The sequence below is a fragment of the Janthinobacterium sp. Mn2066 genome (genome assembly GCF_049319705.1).
In the GTDB taxonomy this organism is placed as follows: domain Bacteria; phylum Pseudomonadota; class Gammaproteobacteria; order Burkholderiales; family Burkholderiaceae_D; genus Janthinobacterium.
This window is the reverse complement of sequence record NZ_JBMOUF010000006.1, coordinates 133,840-151,210: the sequence shown is the minus strand read 5'-3', so window position 1 is coordinate 151,210 and position 17,371 is coordinate 133,840. Positions and strand designations below refer to the sequence as shown.

18 protein-coding genes are annotated in these 17,371 nt (G+C 62.0%); 13 read left to right on the top strand and 5 right to left on the bottom strand.

Going from position 1 to position 17,371, the window contains the following annotated elements:
* Positions 1-139: 139 nt before the first annotated feature.
* A complete protein-coding gene (locus ACL9RI_RS13205) occupies positions 140-1,618 on the top strand; it encodes a serine hydrolase (protein WP_422727034.1) in 1,479 nt (492 codons plus the stop codon).
* Positions 1,619-1,621: 3 nt separating this feature from the next.
* Here ACL9RI_RS13205 and ACL9RI_RS13200 read toward each other — a convergent pair whose 3' ends face one another.
* The gene (locus tag ACL9RI_RS13200) at positions 1,622-2,209 is read right to left on the bottom strand and encodes a TetR/AcrR family transcriptional regulator (RefSeq protein WP_422727033.1); all 588 of its coding nucleotides are present in this window, start codon (positions 2,207-2,209) and stop codon (positions 1,622-1,624) included.
* Positions 2,210-2,250: 41 nt separating this feature from the next.
* On the opposite strand from ACL9RI_RS13200, the gene ACL9RI_RS13195 reads away from it, so the two are divergent.
* From ACL9RI_RS13195 to ACL9RI_RS13180, 4 genes are all read left to right on the top strand, one after another.
* On the top strand, positions 2,251-2,790 hold the full coding sequence (locus ACL9RI_RS13195) for a dihydrofolate reductase family protein (RefSeq protein ID WP_422727032.1): 540 nt from the start codon (positions 2,251-2,253) through the stop codon (positions 2,788-2,790).
* 32 nt (positions 2,791-2,822) lie between these two features.
* Positions 2,823-3,437: a TetR/AcrR family transcriptional regulator gene (locus tag ACL9RI_RS13190; protein ID WP_422727031.1), complete on the top strand. Its 615-nt coding sequence runs from the start codon at positions 2,823-2,825 to the stop codon at positions 3,435-3,437.
* An 88-nt stretch (positions 3,438-3,525) separates the two neighbouring features.
* Positions 3,526-4,683, top strand: coding sequence for an iron-containing alcohol dehydrogenase (locus tag ACL9RI_RS13185; RefSeq protein ID WP_422727030.1), 1,158 nt, complete (start codon positions 3,526-3,528; stop codon positions 4,681-4,683).
* A gap of 22 nt (positions 4,684-4,705) precedes the next feature.
* Positions 4,706-5,383 (top strand): type 1 glutamine amidotransferase domain-containing protein, encoded by a 678-nt coding sequence (locus ACL9RI_RS13180; RefSeq protein WP_422727029.1) that lies wholly within the window; start codon positions 4,706-4,708, stop codon positions 5,381-5,383.
* Here ACL9RI_RS13180 and ACL9RI_RS13175 read toward each other — a convergent pair.
* Both ACL9RI_RS13175 and ACL9RI_RS13170 read right to left on the bottom strand, forming a co-directional pair.
* On the bottom strand, positions 5,366-6,184 hold the full coding sequence (locus tag ACL9RI_RS13175) for a metallophosphoesterase family protein (RefSeq protein ID WP_422727028.1): 819 nt from the start codon (positions 6,182-6,184) through the stop codon (positions 5,366-5,368). The two genes, ACL9RI_RS13180 and ACL9RI_RS13175, sit on opposite strands and share 18 nt — an antisense overlap.
* Before the next feature lie 44 nt (positions 6,185-6,228).
* Positions 6,229-7,068, bottom strand: coding sequence for a LysR family transcriptional regulator (locus ACL9RI_RS13170; RefSeq protein WP_422727027.1), 840 nt, complete (start codon positions 7,066-7,068; stop codon positions 6,229-6,231).
* Between the two features lie 109 nt (positions 7,069-7,177).
* On the opposite strand from ACL9RI_RS13170, the gene ACL9RI_RS13165 reads away from it, so the two are divergent.
* The 3 genes from ACL9RI_RS13165 to ACL9RI_RS13155 all read left to right on the top strand — a co-directional run bounded on the left by ACL9RI_RS13165 (position 7,178) and on the right by ACL9RI_RS13155 (position 9,386).
* The gene (locus tag ACL9RI_RS13165) at positions 7,178-7,921 is read left to right on the top strand and encodes an SDR family oxidoreductase (RefSeq protein ID WP_422727026.1); all 744 of its coding nucleotides are present in this window, start codon (positions 7,178-7,180) and stop codon (positions 7,919-7,921) included.
* 59 nt (positions 7,922-7,980) lie between these two features.
* Complete coding sequence (bla, locus tag ACL9RI_RS13160; RefSeq protein ID WP_422727025.1) at positions 7,981-8,946, top strand: subclass B3 metallo-beta-lactamase; 966 nt, start codon at positions 7,981-7,983, stop codon at positions 8,944-8,946.
* 269 nt (positions 8,947-9,215) lie between these two features.
* On the top strand, positions 9,216-9,386 hold the full coding sequence (locus ACL9RI_RS13155; protein ID WP_422727024.1) for a hypothetical protein: 171 nt from the start codon (positions 9,216-9,218) through the stop codon (positions 9,384-9,386).
* 4 nt (positions 9,387-9,390) lie between these two features.
* Here ACL9RI_RS13155 and ACL9RI_RS13150 read toward each other — a convergent pair whose 3' ends face one another.
* Complete coding sequence (locus tag ACL9RI_RS13150; protein ID WP_422727023.1) at positions 9,391-10,296, bottom strand: LysR family transcriptional regulator; 906 nt, start codon at positions 10,294-10,296, stop codon at positions 9,391-9,393.
* 119 nt (positions 10,297-10,415) lie between these two features.
* Between ACL9RI_RS13150 and ACL9RI_RS13145 the strand changes: the two genes are divergently transcribed.
* The 3 genes from ACL9RI_RS13145 to ACL9RI_RS13135 all read left to right on the top strand — a co-directional run bounded on the left by ACL9RI_RS13145 (position 10,416) and on the right by ACL9RI_RS13135 (position 14,853).
* Complete coding sequence (locus ACL9RI_RS13145; RefSeq protein WP_422727022.1) at positions 10,416-11,282, top strand: pirin family protein; 867 nt, start codon at positions 10,416-10,418, stop codon at positions 11,280-11,282.
* A gap of 99 nt (positions 11,283-11,381) precedes the next feature.
* Positions 11,382-11,975, top strand: coding sequence for a nicotinamide riboside transporter PnuC (gene pnuC, locus ACL9RI_RS13140; RefSeq protein ID WP_422727021.1), 594 nt, complete (start codon positions 11,382-11,384; stop codon positions 11,973-11,975).
* 319 nt (positions 11,976-12,294) lie between these two features.
* Positions 12,295-14,853 (top strand): TonB-dependent receptor, encoded by a 2,559-nt coding sequence (locus tag ACL9RI_RS13135; RefSeq protein WP_422727020.1) that lies wholly within the window; start codon positions 12,295-12,297, stop codon positions 14,851-14,853.
* A 16-nt stretch (positions 14,854-14,869) separates the two neighbouring features.
* On the opposite strand, the gene ACL9RI_RS13130 is transcribed toward ACL9RI_RS13135, so the two are convergent.
* Positions 14,870-15,664, bottom strand: a complete 795-nt coding sequence (locus ACL9RI_RS13130) for a response regulator (RefSeq protein WP_422727019.1) — start codon at positions 15,662-15,664, stop codon at positions 14,870-14,872.
* 346 nt (positions 15,665-16,010) lie between these two features.
* Between ACL9RI_RS13130 and ACL9RI_RS13125 the strand changes: the two genes are divergently transcribed.
* Both ACL9RI_RS13125 and ACL9RI_RS13120 read left to right on the top strand, forming a co-directional pair.
* Positions 16,011-16,538, top strand: a complete 528-nt coding sequence (locus ACL9RI_RS13125; RefSeq protein ID WP_422727018.1) for a Csu type fimbrial protein — start codon at positions 16,011-16,013, stop codon at positions 16,536-16,538.
* 11 nt (positions 16,539-16,549) lie between these two features.
* Complete coding sequence (locus ACL9RI_RS13120) at positions 16,550-17,293, top strand: fimbrial biogenesis chaperone (RefSeq protein WP_422727017.1); 744 nt, start codon at positions 16,550-16,552, stop codon at positions 17,291-17,293.
* Positions 17,294-17,371 lie beyond the last annotated feature (78 nt).

Sequence of the window (17,371 nt, the reverse complement as noted above, 5' to 3'; positions counted from 1 at the left end):
CCGGCTGCGTGCAGTACGGCAGAGCTTTTTTGTTTCCTTATTTCATTTCATTAATTGCCACAATCCAGTACCCTGATTGACCAGGTGCTTCAGGTGCGCTTTCGCGTGCCTGGCGCCCGTCAAGCGGAATGGATGCACAATGAAAGTACTAGCGCTGATCAGCGGCCTGTGCCTGGCTTTTCCCGTGTGGGCGCAGGGCGTGCAGGCTCAGTCCGAGAACGTAATGGCCTTCCTCAGGCAAAAGATGGTGCAGCAGCAGATTCCTGCACTGCAAGTGGCCGTCATCCAGCATGGCAAGGTGGTCGAGCTGGCCGCCGCCGGCATCGCCAACGTGGAAAATGGCGTGCCGGCCACCAGCGAGAGCATGTTCTCGATCAATTCCTGCACCAAGGCGTTTACGGGCGTGGCCGTGATGCAGCTGGTGGAAGCGGGCAAGCTCAAACTGAGCGATCCCATTGCGCTGTACCTGGACGATTTGCCGCCATCCTGGCGCGCGCTGACCATACGCCAGTTGATGACGCATACGTCGGGCTTGCCCAATATCATCGACGAGCAGGAAAACCTGCTGGGTGGCGCTGATGAAGCACTGTCCTGGCGCCGGGTCAAGGCGCTGCCGTTCGAATTTGCGCCGGGTGAACGCTACCGCTACAACCAGACCGGTTATGTGCTCATCGGCAAGATCATCGAAAAACTCAGCGGCGAGAGTTTCGTGCACTTCGTGGAAAAGCACCAGTTCAAGCCTGCCGGTCTGACGCATACGCGTTTCGGCGATTCCGCCGACGTGATTCCCCACTCGGCGGGCGCGTACACGTATCTGCACAACGAGGGCGGCAAGTGGCTCACTGGCACGCGCCTGCAGACCGCCTACGTCACTTTTCCTGATTACTTTCGGACTGCCGCCGGGATTGTCTCGAATGCCGGCGATATCGCGCAATGGCTGATCGCCCTGCAAAACGGCACGCTGTTGAAGGACAAGGCCAGCCTGCAGGCGATGTGGAGTCCCTACGTGCTCAATGACGGCAAGACGCAGGGGCCGAATGACTTGCTCAATGGTTCGGCGCTGGGCTGGCCCGTGACGGTGCGCGACGGGCACCGCGCGGCCGGCCCCATCGGCGGCATGCGTTCGGCCTTTTTCGTGTATCCCGATGACGATCTGTCGGTGGTGGTGCTGACCAACCTGCAGGGCGTCAATCCCGAGCTGTTCATCGATGACATCGCCGGTTTCTATGTGCCTGCGATGCACCCGTCGACAGGTTTTGGCTTGCCGCCGGAAGTGCTGCCCTTGCGCCAGATGCTATTGCAGCGCGGCTTCGGGCAGGCACCGCAGGCTTGGGAAGAATTGAAGGCGCGAGATGCGGCAGCCTTGCCTGGTGAAGAGGCGCTCAATAGCTGGGGCTATAAATTGAGCAGCCAGCAGCAGTTGCCGCAGGCCCTGGCCATCCTGCGCCTGAACGCCAGCCTGCATCCTGGCAGCTGGAATGCCTACGACAGCCTGGCGGAAATCCTCGAGCAGGCCGGCGACAAGCCGGGCGCCATCGCCAACTACCGCCGTTCGCTGGCGCTCAGTCGTAGCAATGCCCACGCCAGCGAACGTCTGCAGGTATTGCAGGCGCAATGAAGTTCAGCGTGTGATGTGCATCCCCGCCAGTATCAACTGCACCGATGCATGCCATGCCGTTGCGCTGGCGGGCCGTCCCGCCAGCGCATAACCGTGTAAAAAATCGACGATGGCATCGCGGCCGCGCAGCCGGGTTTTGTTCGACAGAGCTAGTCCTGCCAGCGCCATCTCGAACAGGGTTGTAAAACGTTCGGCGATATCGGACTGGCTGACCAGTCCACGCGCCATCAGGCGCACGAAATACGGCGTGGGGCTGATCAGTTCCAGGTATAGCGCGCACAAAGCCAGCAAGCGCCGTGGCGGCTTCTGGCGCGCCGTAAATGGCGGCAGCTGCGGGTCGAGTGCGGCGAAGTGCCGGACCATCAGGGCTTGCAGCAATTCCTCTTTTCCTGCGTAGTAGTGATACAGGGCCATGGCGTCGACGCCCAGGCTGTGCGCCAGTGCGCGCATGGAAAAGGCTTCGCCTTTCTCTTCCAGCAGTTGCAGGGCGGTTTGCAGGATGGCGTCGCTGTCCAGCGCGGGAGTGATGCGGCGCGGACGTCCGGCGCGGCGCACGGGCTTTTCTTCGGCTTGAAATTTATGCATTTTCATGGGCATAATTCTACACCGTAGAATTAATTGTGAGGAGCCACATGCAGCAAACATATGTCAGCGTTTTCCTGGGTATCAGTATCGATGGCTGCATCGCCGGCGAGGAGGGCGATCTGTCCTGGCTGGCCGAACTGGCGCCCGACTCGCCGGAAGCGACCGGCTATACGGCGCTGATGGAGCAGGTCGATACCTTGCTGATCGGACGCACCACGTATGACGCGGTGCTGGGTTTTGAACCGTGGCCGTATGCGGGCAAGCGGGTGGTGGTGCTCAGCCATCGCGATTTTGTACCGCGCCATGGCGAACAGCGGCGCGAGGGCAGTGTGAAGGCGGTACTGGCGCAACTGGCCGAAGAAGGCTGCCGCCATGTGTATCTCGATGGCGGCGCCGTGATCCGTGCGGGGCTGCGTGAGGGCGTGGTCGATAGCCTGACCCTGTCGATGCTGCCCGTGGTGCTAGGGAAGGGCGTGCGCCTGTTCGACGGCGAGTTGCCGCGCAGCGGCTGGCAGCTGGCCGAAACGCGCAGCCTGCCCAGCGGGGTGGTGCAGCTGCGCTACCGCAGGCCGGATATTCAATTGTAGACGACTGGTCTAATTGTGCTAAAATGCACTCCATGAAAGCTCAATACACCGATATCCGCCAGCATATCCTCGATACGGGGAAGGCCATCATCACGCGCAAGGGTTTTGCCGGCGTGGGCCTGAGCGAGATATTGACGGCGGCCGATGTGCCCAAGGGTTCGTTTTATCATTACTTCAAGTCCAAGGAATTGTTTGGCGAAGCGATGCTGGCCGATTACGTGATCCGTTATCTGGCCGAGATGGATAGCGTGCTCGGCCAGCCAGGCCAGAGCGCGGCCCAGTCGCTGATGGATTACTGGGCCAGCTGGACTACGTACGAGCCGGATGGCAGCGCGTGTGACTGCCGCTGCCTGGTCGTGAAACTGAGCAGTGAAGTGGCGGACATGTCGGAAGCCATGCGCGTCACTTTATTGGACGGCACCAACCGTATCGTCGCCAGGCTGGCCGTGTGCATCGAGCGGGCGCAGGCAGACGGTTCCTTGCCGGCGGTTGCCGACCCGGCCCACATGGCGCTGACCTTGTACCAGCTGTGGCTGGGGGCGGCCATGCTGACCAAGCTGCGGCGCGACACCAGCGCCTTGCAGGCGGCCTGGCAGGCGACCCTGGGCATGCTGCAATTGCCGGCAGATAGCGTGGCGGCACGCTGAGCCGGCACGCAGACACATGCGGATGATCAACATCCGCTTTTTTTGACTGATTTACTAGACGACCAGTCTAATAATATGGAGCAAGACCATGAAGAATTTCGAATTTCATAATCCGACCAAAATCGTTTTCGGCAGCGACACCATCGCCAAACTGTCTGCCCTGGTGCCGGAAAGCGCACGCGTGCTGATACTGTACGGTGGCGCCAGCGCGGAAAAGACGGGCACCCTGGCGGAAGTGCGGGCTGCCCTGGGCCAGCGCAGCGTGCAGGAATTTGGCGGCATCGAGCCTAATCCCAGCTATGAAACGCTGATGCGCGCCGTGGAGCAGGTCCGCCGTGAAAAGCTGGACTTCCTGCTGGCCGTCGGCGGTGGTTCGGTGATCGACGGCACCAAATTCGTCGCGGCCGCCGCGCTGTACGATGGCGTGGCGTGGGAGATCGCGGAACGCGGCGGCGCCAATATCGCCCAGGCGCTGCCGTTTGGCTCGGTGCTGACCCTGCCCGCCACCGGTTCGGAAATGAATAGCGGCGGCGTGGTCACCAAAAAAGCCACGCAAGCCAAATTGAGCTTCCGCAGCCCGCTGGTTTATCCGCAATTCTCCATCCTCGACCCGGGCAAAACCTTTACCCTGCCGGCCAGGCAGATCGCCAATGGCCTGGTAGATGCCTTCGTTCACACCACCGAACAATATCTGACCTATCCGGTGCAGGCACGGGTGCAGGACCGCTTTGCCGAAGGCCTGCTGCAAACCCTGGTCGAAATCGCGCCGCAGGCGGTCGCCTCGCCTGACGATTATGAAACCCGCGCCAACCTGATGTGGACCGCCACCCTGGCCTTGAATGGCTTGATCGGCGCCGGCGTGCCGCAGGACTGGGCCACCCACATGATCGGCCATGAATTGACGGCCCTGTACGACATCGACCATGCGCGTACCCTGGCGCTGGTGCTGCCGGCACTGCTGGACGTACAGCGCGAGCAGAAACGCGGCAAGTTGCTACAGTATGGAGAGCGCGTCTGGAATATCCGCAGCGGTAGCGACGAAGAACGCATCGACGCCGCCATCGCCCATACCCGCGCCTTTTTTGAAGGCCTGGGCATCCCGACCCGCCTGTCGGCGTACCAGTTGGGCCAGGAAGCGGTAGAAGCCGTATTGAAGCAACTGGAAGCACATGGCATGACCGCCCTGGGCGAACACCGCGATATCAATCTCGCGCGTAGCCGCCGCATCCTCGAAGCAGCACTCTGAACCTCACCGCAAAGGACACACAATGAACATCCTGATGGTATTGACCTCGCATGATCAACTCGGTGACACCGGCCGCAAGACCGGCTTCTGGCTGGAAGAATTTGCCGCCCCCTACTATGTGCTCAAGGAAGCGGGCGCCAGGCTGACGGTGGTCTCGCCGCTGGGCGGCCAGCCGCCGCTGGACCCGAAAAGCGATGAAGCCGATTCGCAGACCGAGGCCACCCGCCGCTTCAAGGCCGATCCTGCGGCGCAAGCCGTGCTGGCCAATACGGGCAAGCTGTCCGAAGTCAAGGCGCAAGACTACGACGCCGTGTTTTATCCGGGTGGCCACGGTCCCTTGTGGGACCTGGCGGAAGACCGCCACTCGATCGCCCTGATCGAAGCCCTGATCGCCGCCGGCAAGCCGGTAGCCGCCGTTTGCCATGCACCGGGCGTGCTGCGCCACGTGAAAGCGGCCGATGGCGCGCCGCTGGTGCGCGGCAAAAAAGTAACGGGTTTTACCAATACCGAGGAAGAGGCGGTAGGCCTGACGGCCATCGTGCCTTTCCTGGTCGAGGACATGCTCAAGGCAAACGGCGGCGTCTACTCCAAATTGGGCGACTGGCAGCCATACGCCATCACCGATGGCTTGCTGGTCACGGGGCAGAATCCAGCCTCGTCGGAAGCGGCCGCCAAGGCGCTGCTACAGCTGCTGGCCTGATGCGGGCACGCCGGGTTCGACGATCAGGCCGGGATTGAATTGCTCGTTTTCCGGCGTGCCGTCGGGCCGTTGGTAGCCGCAGGGGTTGCAGACGACCCGGCAAGCGCCGATGCGGTAGTCGAGCGAGGCGTGCATATGGCCGTGCACCCACAGGTCCGCCTGCGCCACCAGCGCGTCGAGCTGGGAGGCAAAGGCGGGCGAACCGAGGTTGTCCGCATATTCTGGGGCCACCGACAGCATCGACGGCGCCATGTGCGTGATCACCACGGTCTGGCCGTCGAAGGGCTGCGCCAGCTGCTGCGCCAGCCAGGCCTTGTGCTGCGCATGCAGCTGCGCCGTGTCGCTGGCGCACAGCAAACGAGGTTCAGGACCACCCGTGCTGATCTGTTTGTAGTCGGGCATATACGCCTGCGCCGCAGCCATCGCTTCCGCATGGCGCTCTGCGCCGAACAGCAAAAAGTCGGTCCACAGCGTGGCGCCCAGAAAACGCACGCCGTCGAGCACCACCGCGTCGCCATCAAGCAGGCGAATATGCGCGCCACGCGCATTGGCGCTGGCGCAGGCCTCATGGATGGCAGCGTGCATCTGTTCCAATTGATGACCATAACCTTCGTGATTGCCATGCACGTACAGCACGGGCAGGGCGCCGAAGGTGCGCGCGGCCCAGGCGATGGCGTTGCTGCCGGTGTCGATGTCGCCGGCCAGGATGACGGCGTCGGGACGGCAGATGGCGAGGTCGATGGCGGGCGCAGCGTCGCGCCAGACTTCCAGGTGCAGGTCGGACAGTATCAGCAAGCGCATCGTAGGGTGTGGCGCAGGCAGGGCGCGCAAGAGTGGATGGACCTCTATCCTAGCGCAAGCGCGCTCGCCCCGGCAGCTTCTTGCGCCAGCCGGGCCAGCACCGGGTGGGCCAGCGCCGGCACGGAATAGCACAGCCCCAGGCGGCGCGTCAGTTGTCCGCCGGGCAGGGCGCAGGCGCGTAGCGCGGGATGCTGCAGGATCAGCGAGCGGGGGGCGATAGCCAGGCCCATGCCAGCCGCCGCCATGCCCAGGGCCAGTTGCAAGGTGCCGGCCTGCGCGGCGGGGAAGGCGGCCATGGCGCCATACAGCGGCAGCAAACGCTGGTGCGAATAATCTGCCGGACAGGTGATCCAGCTGGCGCTGGCCAGGTCTTCGGCGCGCGGCGGCGTGCCGCCCGCCAGGGCATGCGTGTGCGGCACGGCCAGCGCATACGCTTCTTCGCGCAGCGGCAAGAACAGTTCATCTTCGCAGCGGTCGTCTTCGGGCGCCAGGCGCGCATGGCCGCTGCAGCCCGGCTCCAAGGTCAGCAGCAGACGCGCTTCCAGCGCCTGCAGGCGGGCGGCCAGCGCGGCGATATCTTCGTCGGCGATATCGTGGGCGATGCCGATGGACAGGGCCAGCCGGTCGCGGTGATGGCGAAATTGCTGGGTCAGCGCCTGCGCTTCGGCCAGCATGCGCTGTGCCTGCGGATACAGGGTGCGCGCATCGCTGGTGACTTCCACGCCGCGCGGCAGGCGCAGGAACAGCTGCGTGCCCAGCGCATCTTCCAGCGCCTTGATGGTGGCCGACAGGGCGGGCTGCGTCAGGTACAGGCGGCGGGCGGCGGCGGTGATGTTGCGTTCTTCAAAGACGCACAGGAAGGCGTTGAGCTGGCGGGAATCCATAGTTTTTTTTGATGGCTGTGAAAAGAAAACACGATTTTTCACCGTGCCTCCCCCTGAATATACTGGATTTTTACAGGATTCATCATTTTTTTTAATAAGGAAAGCCCTCATGTCCAGCACTATCTCTTCCTCTCCGCGCCTGATCGTGATCACCGGCGCCAGTTCAGGCATCGGCATGGCGACGGCACAGAAACTGTCCGCACTGGGCCATCCGCTGCTGTTGCTGGCCCGCCGCCTGGACCGCATGCAAGCGCTGAAGCTGCCCAATGCGCTGTGCGTTGCGCTCGATATCTGCGACCGCGCCGCCTTCGTTGCCGCCGTGGCCAGCGCCGAGGCGCAGTTCGGCCCGGTCGACGCCATCATCAATAACGCGGGCGTGATGCTGCTGGGCGACGTCAGCACGCAAGACCCGGACCAATGGGACCGCATGTTCGACGTCAACGTGAAAGGCTTGCTCAACGGCGTGCACGCCGTCAGCGCCGGCATGGTGGCGCGCCGCACGGGCACCATCATCAATGTCGGTTCCGTGGCCGGCCACAAGACTTTCCCCAACCACGTCGCTTACGTGGGCAGCAAATTTGCCGTGCACGGGTTGACGGAAAACCTGCGCGAAGAACTGTCGGCGCACAATGTGCGCGTGGTGACGATTGCGCCGGGCGCGGTGGAGACGGAGCTGCTGGGCCACACCACCGATGAAAGCATCAAGACCGGTTATCAGGCCTGGAAGGAAGGCATGGGCGGCGTGGTGCTGTCGGCCGACGATGTGGCCGCCGCCATCTGCTACGCCTACCAGCAGCCGCAGGGCGTCTGTATCCGCGAAATCGTACTGGCCGCCACCCGCCAGCAAGCTTGACCTTGGCGACCTGACAACGCTACCCTGTGTGTTTGAATTTTCATCCACACGGGAAGCCCATGCAAGTTCGTACCCTCTTTTTTTCCATCTTGTTCGGCTTGTCGCTGGCGCCGGCGCATGCCGCCACTCCCGCCGTCCCGGCTACGCTGTTGACGCCGCCCGATCCGCTGACCAGGCCCATCGCCTCGCCGTACGAGGCGCAATGGAACCGCCCGCAGCAGCCGGCGCGCATCTATGGCAACACGTACTACGTGGGCGTGGGGGGCTTGAGCGTGGTGCTGATCCATACCGGCGCCGGCCTGGTGCTGATCGACGGCGCGCTGCCGCAGTCGGTGGCGATGATCGAAGCGAGTATCCGCCAGCTGGGGTTTCGCGTGGAAGACATCAAGTACATTTTGAATACGGAGGCGCACTTCGACCATTCCGGCGGCATCGCCGCGCTGGCCCGCGACAGCGGCGCGCAAGTCGTCGCCAGCCCCCTGGGCGCGCAGGCGCTGCGTGCAGGCCGGGTGCTCGAGCAGGATCCGCAGGCGGGCGATATCGAGCCGATGCCGGCGGTGGCCAAGGTGAGCGAAATCGCCGATGGCGGCACGGTGAAACTGGGCGCAACCACCATCACGGCGCACCACATGCCTGGCCATACGCCGGGCAGCACCACCTGGACCTGGGTCTCGTGCGAAGCGGTGGGCAGCAGCACCGGCAATCCGAATACCTGCCTGAACGTGGTGTTTGGCGCCAGCCTCAATGCCGTGGCGGCCGACGACTTCCACTTCCTGGCCGACGCGAACCACGGCGACCTGACGCCGGATTTCCGCCGTGTCATCAACAAGTTTGCCAGCCTGCCTTGCGATATCCTGATCACCTCGCACCCCGACCATTCGGGCGCCGACCAGAAGCTGGCGCAATTGTTGAGGCGCGTCAAACCGAATCCGTTCATCGACCCGCAAGCGTGCCGCAAGGCGGCCGCCACGTTCGAGGCGCGGCTGGAGAAGCGCATCGCCAAGGAAAAGGCAGCGGCAAAATAACAACGCGGAAGATTGACGCAGGCAGGCAGACGGCGCAGAATGGCTGTCCGCACGACAGATCAACCCATTTCATGAAAGGACACCCGATGTACCAGCAGGCTAGTTTGACAGCACAATTTTTCTAGCCCCGTGCATGCGCTCGGGGCTATCGGCAAGCTTGCCGATCCCGAGCCGGTGTTCTTTGCAAACCCCGGTGAGGAAACTCGCCGGGGTTTTTGCTTTTTAGCCCCCGGTATCACAAGTTGAAAGACAGGCTGAAAGGAAGCAAGATGAAACTCAAGATCAAAGCCGTCAAACCACGCAATGTGCTGGTGGCGGCGACCAAATTGCGCAGCGGCGCTGGCGCGCACCAGTCGGAACTGTCGCCGCGCGTGGCGCGCCGGGCCGGCAAGCAGCGTTTGCACCAGTTGCTGTCAGGGCGCCTGAAAGAGGACAGTTAAGGGCTTATTCCTCGTCCAGCGCGGCAAATCCGTGCGCCAGGTGGTCGATCAGCGCGCGCACGGCCGGCAGCAGGCCGCGCCGCGAGGGAAAGACGGCGTGGATGATTTCAGGCTGCGGCCGCCATTGCGGAGTCAAAGGCAACAGGCTGCCATCGGCCAGCTGGTCGACGATCATCATGGTCGGCAGCTGCACCAGCCCCACGCCGGCCACGGCCGCGTCGCGCAGAGTCAGCATGTCGCCCGTGACGAAGCGTGGCGTATGGCGCAGCTGGGCGCGCGCGCCGTCGGGGCCGTGCAAATCCCACTGGTGGGGTTGCTGCGGCCTGCCCAGGGCCAGGCTGGGCCAGTCGGCCAGGTCCGCCGGTGAGGTGGGCGCAGGTGCACCGGCGAACAGCAGCGGGCTGGCCACCATGCACTGGCTGCGTTCAGCCAGCACGCGCAGCACCAGGTCGCTGTCGGCCAGTGGCGGCGGGCGCACCCGGATCGCCACATCGACGCCTTCGGCCACCAGGTCCACGCGGCGGTTGGTGGCATTGAGTTCCAAGGTCACTTGCGGATGGGCGCGCATGAAGCCGGCCAGCATGGGGCCGACCAGGGTATGCAGCATGGCGATCGGGCAGGATACCCGCACGGTGCCGCGCGGCGTGGCCCGCGTCAGCTCGATCGCCTCTTGCGCCGCCTCCGCTTCCACCAGCATCGCCTTGCAATGCTCATAGTAGGACTGGCCCACGTCGGTGATGGAAAAATGCCGCGTCGTGCGCTGCAGCAGGCGCACGCCGAGGCGCTCTTCCAGCACGGCGATGCGCCGGCTCAGCTTGGATTTCGGCATGCCCAGCGCGCGTCCGGCCGGCGCAAAACCGCCATGCTCGACCACCTGCACAAAGTAATACAAGTCGTTCAAATCCTGCATGCTTGCTCCTTGATTGTTCTATTTAAAGAACGCTGATGATCAATTTTACCGTCTACCGCGATCATCGTTGCAAGAGTATTGTGTAGTCATCGCAGTTACAACTTCACGAGGAGAAAGTCATGAACACCGTCACAGGTATTTACAGCGCACCGCGCCAGCACTGGGTAGGCGATGGTTTTCCCGTGCGCTCGATGTTTTCGTACCAGGGCCATGGCAAGCAGCTGAGCCCTTTTTTGCTGCTCGACTATGCCGGCCCCGCGCAATTTGCGCCTGGCACGCGTCCACCGGGCGTGGGTTCGCATCCGCACCGCGGTTTTGAAACGGTGACCATCGTGTATCAGGGCGAGGTGGCGCACCGCGATTCGACCGGGCAGGGCGGCGTGATCGGCCCCGGCGACGTGCAGTGGATGACGGCCGGCGCGGGCATCCTGCATGAAGAGTTCCACTCGCCCGCCTTCACGCAATCGGGCGGCACGCTGGAAATGGTGCAGCTGTGGGTGAATTTGCCGGCCAAGGACAAGCTGACGGCGCCCGGCTACCAGGCGATTGCCAGCGCCACGATGCCCACGGTGACGCTGCCGGACGGCGCCGGTTCGCTGCGCGTGATCGCCGGGGAGTTCGCCGGCCAGCAGGGACCGGCCAGCACGTTTTCACCGATGCAGGTGTGGGACATGCGCTTGCAACAAGGTTCGGTGACGCACTTGCCGCTCACGCCAGGCTGGGGCGGCGCGCTGATCGTCCTGCACGGCACGGTGCTGGTGAATGGCGAGAGCGTGGTGCGCGAAGCGCAGATGGCGCTGCTGGGGCGCGACGGCGATGGCATCCGCATCGAGGCCAATAACGATGCCGTGCTGTTGCTGCTCAGTGGCGAGCCGCTCGACGAACCCATCGTCGGCCACGGCCCGTTCGTGATGAACACGGAAGAGCAAATCGTGCAGGCGTTCGACGATTTCCGGCAAGGCCGCTTCGCCGCCATCGCACCGTGATGTTGTCCCGCAGCGCGCGTTCCAGCGCGCTGCGCCAGCCACTCGCCGGGGGCTCAAATCGGCTATAGTTGCGGCACCCCCACCGCAAAGGAAGACCGCTTGACTCCCCCGCTCGAGATCGCCGCCAACGTGCTGATGACTGCCTCCATCATCCTGGCCGGCCGCAATAATATCCATTCCTGGTGGATCGGCATCGTCGGCTGCCTGCTGTTTGCCGTACTGTTCTACCAGGTCAACCTGTACGCCGACGTGTTGCTGCAATTGTTTTTCATCGTTACCTGCGTCATCGGCTGGCTGCAATGGCGGCGTGGCGCCGCTGGCCATGCCATGCCGATCAGCCGGGCAGGATGGCGTCGCCTGGCCTGGATCGTGCCGGCCGGCGTGGCCGCCGTCGTCATCTATGGTCTGCTGCTGCATCGCTTCACGAATGCGTATGCCCCGTTCATCGATTCGGCCGTGCTGGTGTTCAGCGTCATCGCGCAATTCTTGCTGATGAGCCGGCGCCTGGAAACCTGGGTCTTCTGGCTGATGGTCAACTCCGTGGCCGTGCCGCTGTACTACAGCCGCGGCCTGACCCTGACGGCCGTGCTGTATGCGGCGTACTGGATCAATGCGCTGGTGTCGTGGTACTGGTGGCGCCTGCAGGCCCAGCGTGCGCACGCAGCGGCGCTGGCCGGGCCTGCCGCCGTGTGAGCATCGCACACCATAGCCCCCAACGAAATCATATATACAATTAGTTTTTAATTCGTTCACATCATAAATACGCCGCGATATAGTGGAATTTCTCTGCTAACTGGTGTTTTTTATGTTGTACTTTTCGAGTTTCCCCTTTTTTCCGTCGCCCGGCTTGATGCGTGCATCTGCATGCGGGCGCGGCTACATCATTTGTAATTCTTTCATCCCGTAACTCTCCCACGCTGTTTGCCCCCGCTGACCGGTCTATCCGATCTGGTCCGCGTGCCAGCGCTCGGCCTTTTTATGCCAGAGGCTGCAATCACAATAGGAAAAAATCATGTTTAAACCACTCGCCATCAGTCTTGCCATCACCGCCGCCTTTCCCCTTGTCGCCCATGCCCAGGATGACATCGCCAGGGTCAATGTCACCGGATCGAGTATCCGAGTCAGTGAAAAAGAGGGCGCCACCGCCGTCCAGGTGATCACTGCCAAGGACCTGAAAGACAGCGGCAAGACCAGCGTCGCCGACGTGCTGCGCTCCATTTCCGCCAATAGCGGCAACAGCTACAACGAACAATTCACGGGCAGTTTTTCAGCCGGCACGGCTGGCCTGTCGCTGCGCGGCATCGGCCAGAAAAATACCTTGATCCTGGTCAATGGCAAACGCGTGGCCAGCTATGCCACGGCGCAAAACCTGCAAGAAACCTTTGTCGACCTGAACAGCCTGCCGATGGCCGCCGTGCAGCGCATCGAAGTGCTCAAGGATGGCGCTTCATCCATCTACGGTTCCGACGCCGTGGCCGGTGTCGTCAACATCATCCTGTACCAGGAATTCACGGGCACGGAGTTGACGGCGCAAGCGGGCGGGTCGACCGAAGGCACGGGCCAGCATGAAAAGAGCGCTGCGCTGCAAACGGGTTTCGGCAAGCTGCAGGATGATGGTTACAGCGTGGTCTTCTCGGTCGATGCACAGCAGCGCGACAAGCTGCAGCAAAGCGATGTGGCGTGGATGCGCGATTCCGATTACCGCAACCAGCAGCGCGGCGCCCTGGCCTGGGTGCCCACCAACTATGCGGGCAGCGATCCGACCAAGACGCTGGGCGGCCCCAGCGGCCCCCTGCAGTGGGTGAATTACGGCGATATCACGCCAGGCAAGACGGGCCAGGTGCTGGCTTATAATCCCGCTCCCTACAAGACCCTGATCCCTGGCATCCAGCGCATCCATTCGTCCTTGCACGCCACCGTCAAGGTGAATGAGGACACGCAAGCCTACGTTGATCTCTTGTACAGCTATTCGCGCGCCGACCAGACCTTCAGTGCGCCGCTGACGGTCAACAACGCCACCCGCGCCTGGAACAACGGCACCCAGTCGCTCGACACGATCAACGTCGCGCTGCCAGTCGGTAATCCGTACAACACGGGCAGCACGCCGTTGCCATTCACGGCCACCCTGTTTGACCTGGGCCCGCGCATGAAGCAGGACAAGGTCACGTTCTACCGCACCCTGGCCGGCCTGAAAGGCACGAAAGCAGGTTGGGACTGGGATGCCTCGGTAGGCCATTCCAGCAGCAAGCTGGAAGAAACGGTGCAGAACTTCGTCAACCGCTATGCCTTCCAGACGGTGCTGGCCAATGGCAGCTACAACTTCTTTGATACCTCGCAAAACAGCGAGGCAGTGCGCAACAGCCTGCGTTTGTCGACCCTGCGCCCGGCCGTCTCGACACTCGATACGCTGGACTTTTCAGCTTCGCGCGAGCTGTGGCAATTGCCGGCCGGCGCCGTGGGCTTTGGCGCCGGCGCGCAGTGGCGCCGTGAAAAAATGGATTCGCAAACTTCGACCGCGGTGCTGTCGGGGACCGAACTGCGCCCGGCGATCAACATCATCAATGGCTCGCGCGACGTGTCGGCCCTGTTCGCCGAATTCAATGTGCCGGTGGTGAAGGATTTGTCCGTCAACGTGGCAGGCCGTGCCGACCATTACAGCGACTTTGGCAATGCCTTTTCGCCGAAAGCCAGCGCCCGCTATCAGGCCGCACCATGGCTGCTGCTGCGCGGCACCGTGTCGCGCGCCTTCCGCGCCCCATCGCTGCCGGAAATTACCAACAGCACGGCGGTCAGCTACGGCAACGTGATCGATGCCAAGGATCCGTTGACGCCGACCCAGGCGCGTGGCGTGACGGTGATTACGGCAGCCAATCCTGATCTGCATCCGGAGCGCTCGAAAAACCTGAATCTGGGCCTGGTCATTTCACCGACTGCCGATTCGAGCATCGGCCTCGATTACTACCGCATCAAGCAAGATGGCGTGATCGGCACGGAAAGCTCGGTCACCACGCTGGCCAATGAAGCGATCAGGCCGCAAAACATCACGCGCGACGCCGCTGGCCGTATCACCACCTTGTATCGCCAGTACCGCAATCAGGGACAGCGTGAAGTATCGGGTATCGACCTGGACCTGCGCCAGCGTTTCACCAGCGCCGATTGGGGCAAGCTGACCCTGGCGGGCCAGTTGAGCCGCGTGCTGCGCTTTGCTGAACCGCTGTCCGATGGCGCGCCGTTGACCAATGGCGCCGGTACCAATGACTTTGGTTCGATTCCGAAATGGCGTGGCGTCTCTACCGCTACCTGGGCACAGGGAAAATGGTCGTCGACGCTGACCTGGACCTATGTGGGCAGCTATGAGCAAAGCACGGACCTGAGTCAATCGGTGGCCGCTTTCAGCACCTTTGATATCAGCACCAGCTGGCAGGTGACGCCGGCGGCCAGCGTCAGCTTCATCGTGCAAAACCTGGCCAACAAGCGCGCGCCATGGGATTATTCGTCCACCGGCTTTGACTTTACGCAAGCCGATCCGCGTGGACGGTTTGCCTCGCTCAAGCTGAACTACAAGTTCTAAGCAGGCCGTGAGGGCGTCAGTGCGACGCTGACGCCTGCCGCTCCTGCAGGCGCTGGCGGTAGGCGCTGGGTGTCATGCCCATGCGTTCGCGAAAGGCCGTGGCGAAATTGCCCGCATTGTGGAAGCCGATCAGCAGGGCGATATCCTGCACGTCGATATCGGTCTGCTGCAACAGTTCCACGCCGCGGGCGATGCGTGCTTCGCGGATGAAGGCAAATACCGTCATGCCCGTCTGTTCGCGGAACATCAAGGTCAGCTTTTCACGGTAAGTGCCCACGCTGCGGGCAATTTCCGACAGGTTGGGCAAGTCGCCCAGGTTGTCGAGGATCAGCTGTTTGACGGCGTTGACGAATACCAGGTCAGGATGCTGCTGCCTGTCGGACGGTTCCAGCGCCGAAGGTGGTGGAGTGTTGTTTCTGCGCATCAACCCCAGGTGGATATGAATCCGTGCCGCCAGTTCCTCTGGTGTAAACGGCTTGGCGATATAGTCGACGGCGCCTACCTGCAGTCCCATCACGCGCTCTTTGGCCGCATCGGCGCCACTGAGAAAAATCACCGGTATCGGTTCCGTTTCGGGGTTGGCCTTGAGCAGACGGCACGCCGTATATCCATCCATTTCAGGCATGCGCACATCGAGCAGTATCAGGTCGGGATGCGTGGCCAGCGCTAGCTGGTAGCCCTGGTAGCCATTGAAGGCAACGCTGAAACGATACGGCTGCTCGCTTAAAAGCTCGGTCAGCATGCGCTGCTCGAACGCGGAATCATCCACGATCAAGATGTTTTTTTTGACAGTCTCATTGGTCAATGGCATGGCGTGGTTGACTTAATCAAAAGGCAATCTGTGGTTTATTATGCCCTGCTTTTATTTTTTTTTCTGGTTTTCGCGTATTTCAAAAGTCGTTTCACCGCCAGCAGAAGCGACTTTTTTTTAGATAGCTAATAATCGAGCCATACATTGATTTAGAGCAATGTAGATTGTAAAAAAATCTGCCTTGCCTTCGATGTAAACATGCTGGCTACCCAACTCGTCTGCCAACTGAAAAGTATTCATGCTGTCCTGGTTTGCGTGCCCTAGAAAACGCCGGCAATACCGTGACTATCCTCGGCGCCCTTGATCACAAGGGCCATTTCATGATGTTTCATCATCAGGAGGTTTTATGTTACGCGCAAAATTTTCCCGCCTTGCCATCGCCACCGGTCTTTGCCTCGGCGCTACTTCGCTGGCCATCCCCGTCAACGCCGCCACGTATCTGAATGGCAGCGCCACCGCCAACTTCGATGTCACGCTGACCATCGTGGCCAACTGCATCATCGCGGCGACGCCATTGAACTTTGGTTCAGTGCAGGGCGTACTGAGTACTGCCGTGAACGTCAATACCACGGTCAACGTGACCTGCACCAATACGACGCCGTATAACGTGGGCCTGAACGCAGGCACCGGTACCGGCTCTTCCGGTACCACGCGCTATATGAGTGGCACCGGTTCCAATACGGGCACCGTGGCGTTCAACCTGTTCCAGGCGGCTGGCACCACGCTGTGGGGAAATACGCAAGGGACCAATACCCTGGGGGGCATCGGCTCGGGTTCGGCACAGCCGCTGACCGTGTATGGGCAAGTGCCTGCGCAGCCGACACCCGCTCCCGACGCCTATAAGTCGACCATTACCGCCACCGTGTATTTCTAGGCAGGGCGCATATGACGGTACGCCGCTCATTGAACAGCTTCTGGCTACTGCTGGCACTGGCGCCGATGCTCAATCTGCTCGGCGCCGTTCCTGCGGCAGCGGCCAATCTGCAGATTTCCCCTGTCACCATCAGTATGCGGGCCGAGCAGAATTCGGCCGGGATTACCTTGCAGAATCTGGGCGACAAGCCGCTGTATGGCCAGGTACGCGTGTTTTCCTGGGAGCAGGCCAATGGCGAAGAAGTGCTGGCGCCCACGCAGGAGCTGATCGCCAGTCCGCCTATCGTCGAGGTTGCGCCCAATGGCCGCCAGATCATCCGGCTGGTGCGCCAGGCGTCCGGACCCCAGGCCCAGGAGCGTACCTTCCGCGTGCTGATCGACGAGGTGGCGCGCGAAGTCGATCCTGAGCGCAGCGGTGTCGATATCCGCTTGCGTTATTCGGTGCCCGTATTCGTGCTGCCGGCCGCCGGCGCGGGCAAGGAAGTGCTGGAATGGCAAGTATTTCGCAAGGATGGCGAATGGATGTTGCGCATAAAGAACAGCGGCAATTTCCATGCGCAGATAGGCGCCATGACGTTCAAGAATGCGGCCGGCACGGACTATCTCATCAGCAAAGGCTTGTTCGGTTATGTGCTGGCGGGCCGCATGCGCGAGTGGCGCTTGCCGGTGGCCAATGATGCCGCACTCGATGGCGTGCTGGCTATTTCGGTCAACGTGAATGCAAAGGCGATCATTGCCAAGAATTCGATTCCCTAACATTGCCGTCATGGCGAGCATGGTTCCTGTGCGCCATCACAGTGGGCTTTACCGGGTTAAACCATGAAACGGTCACTG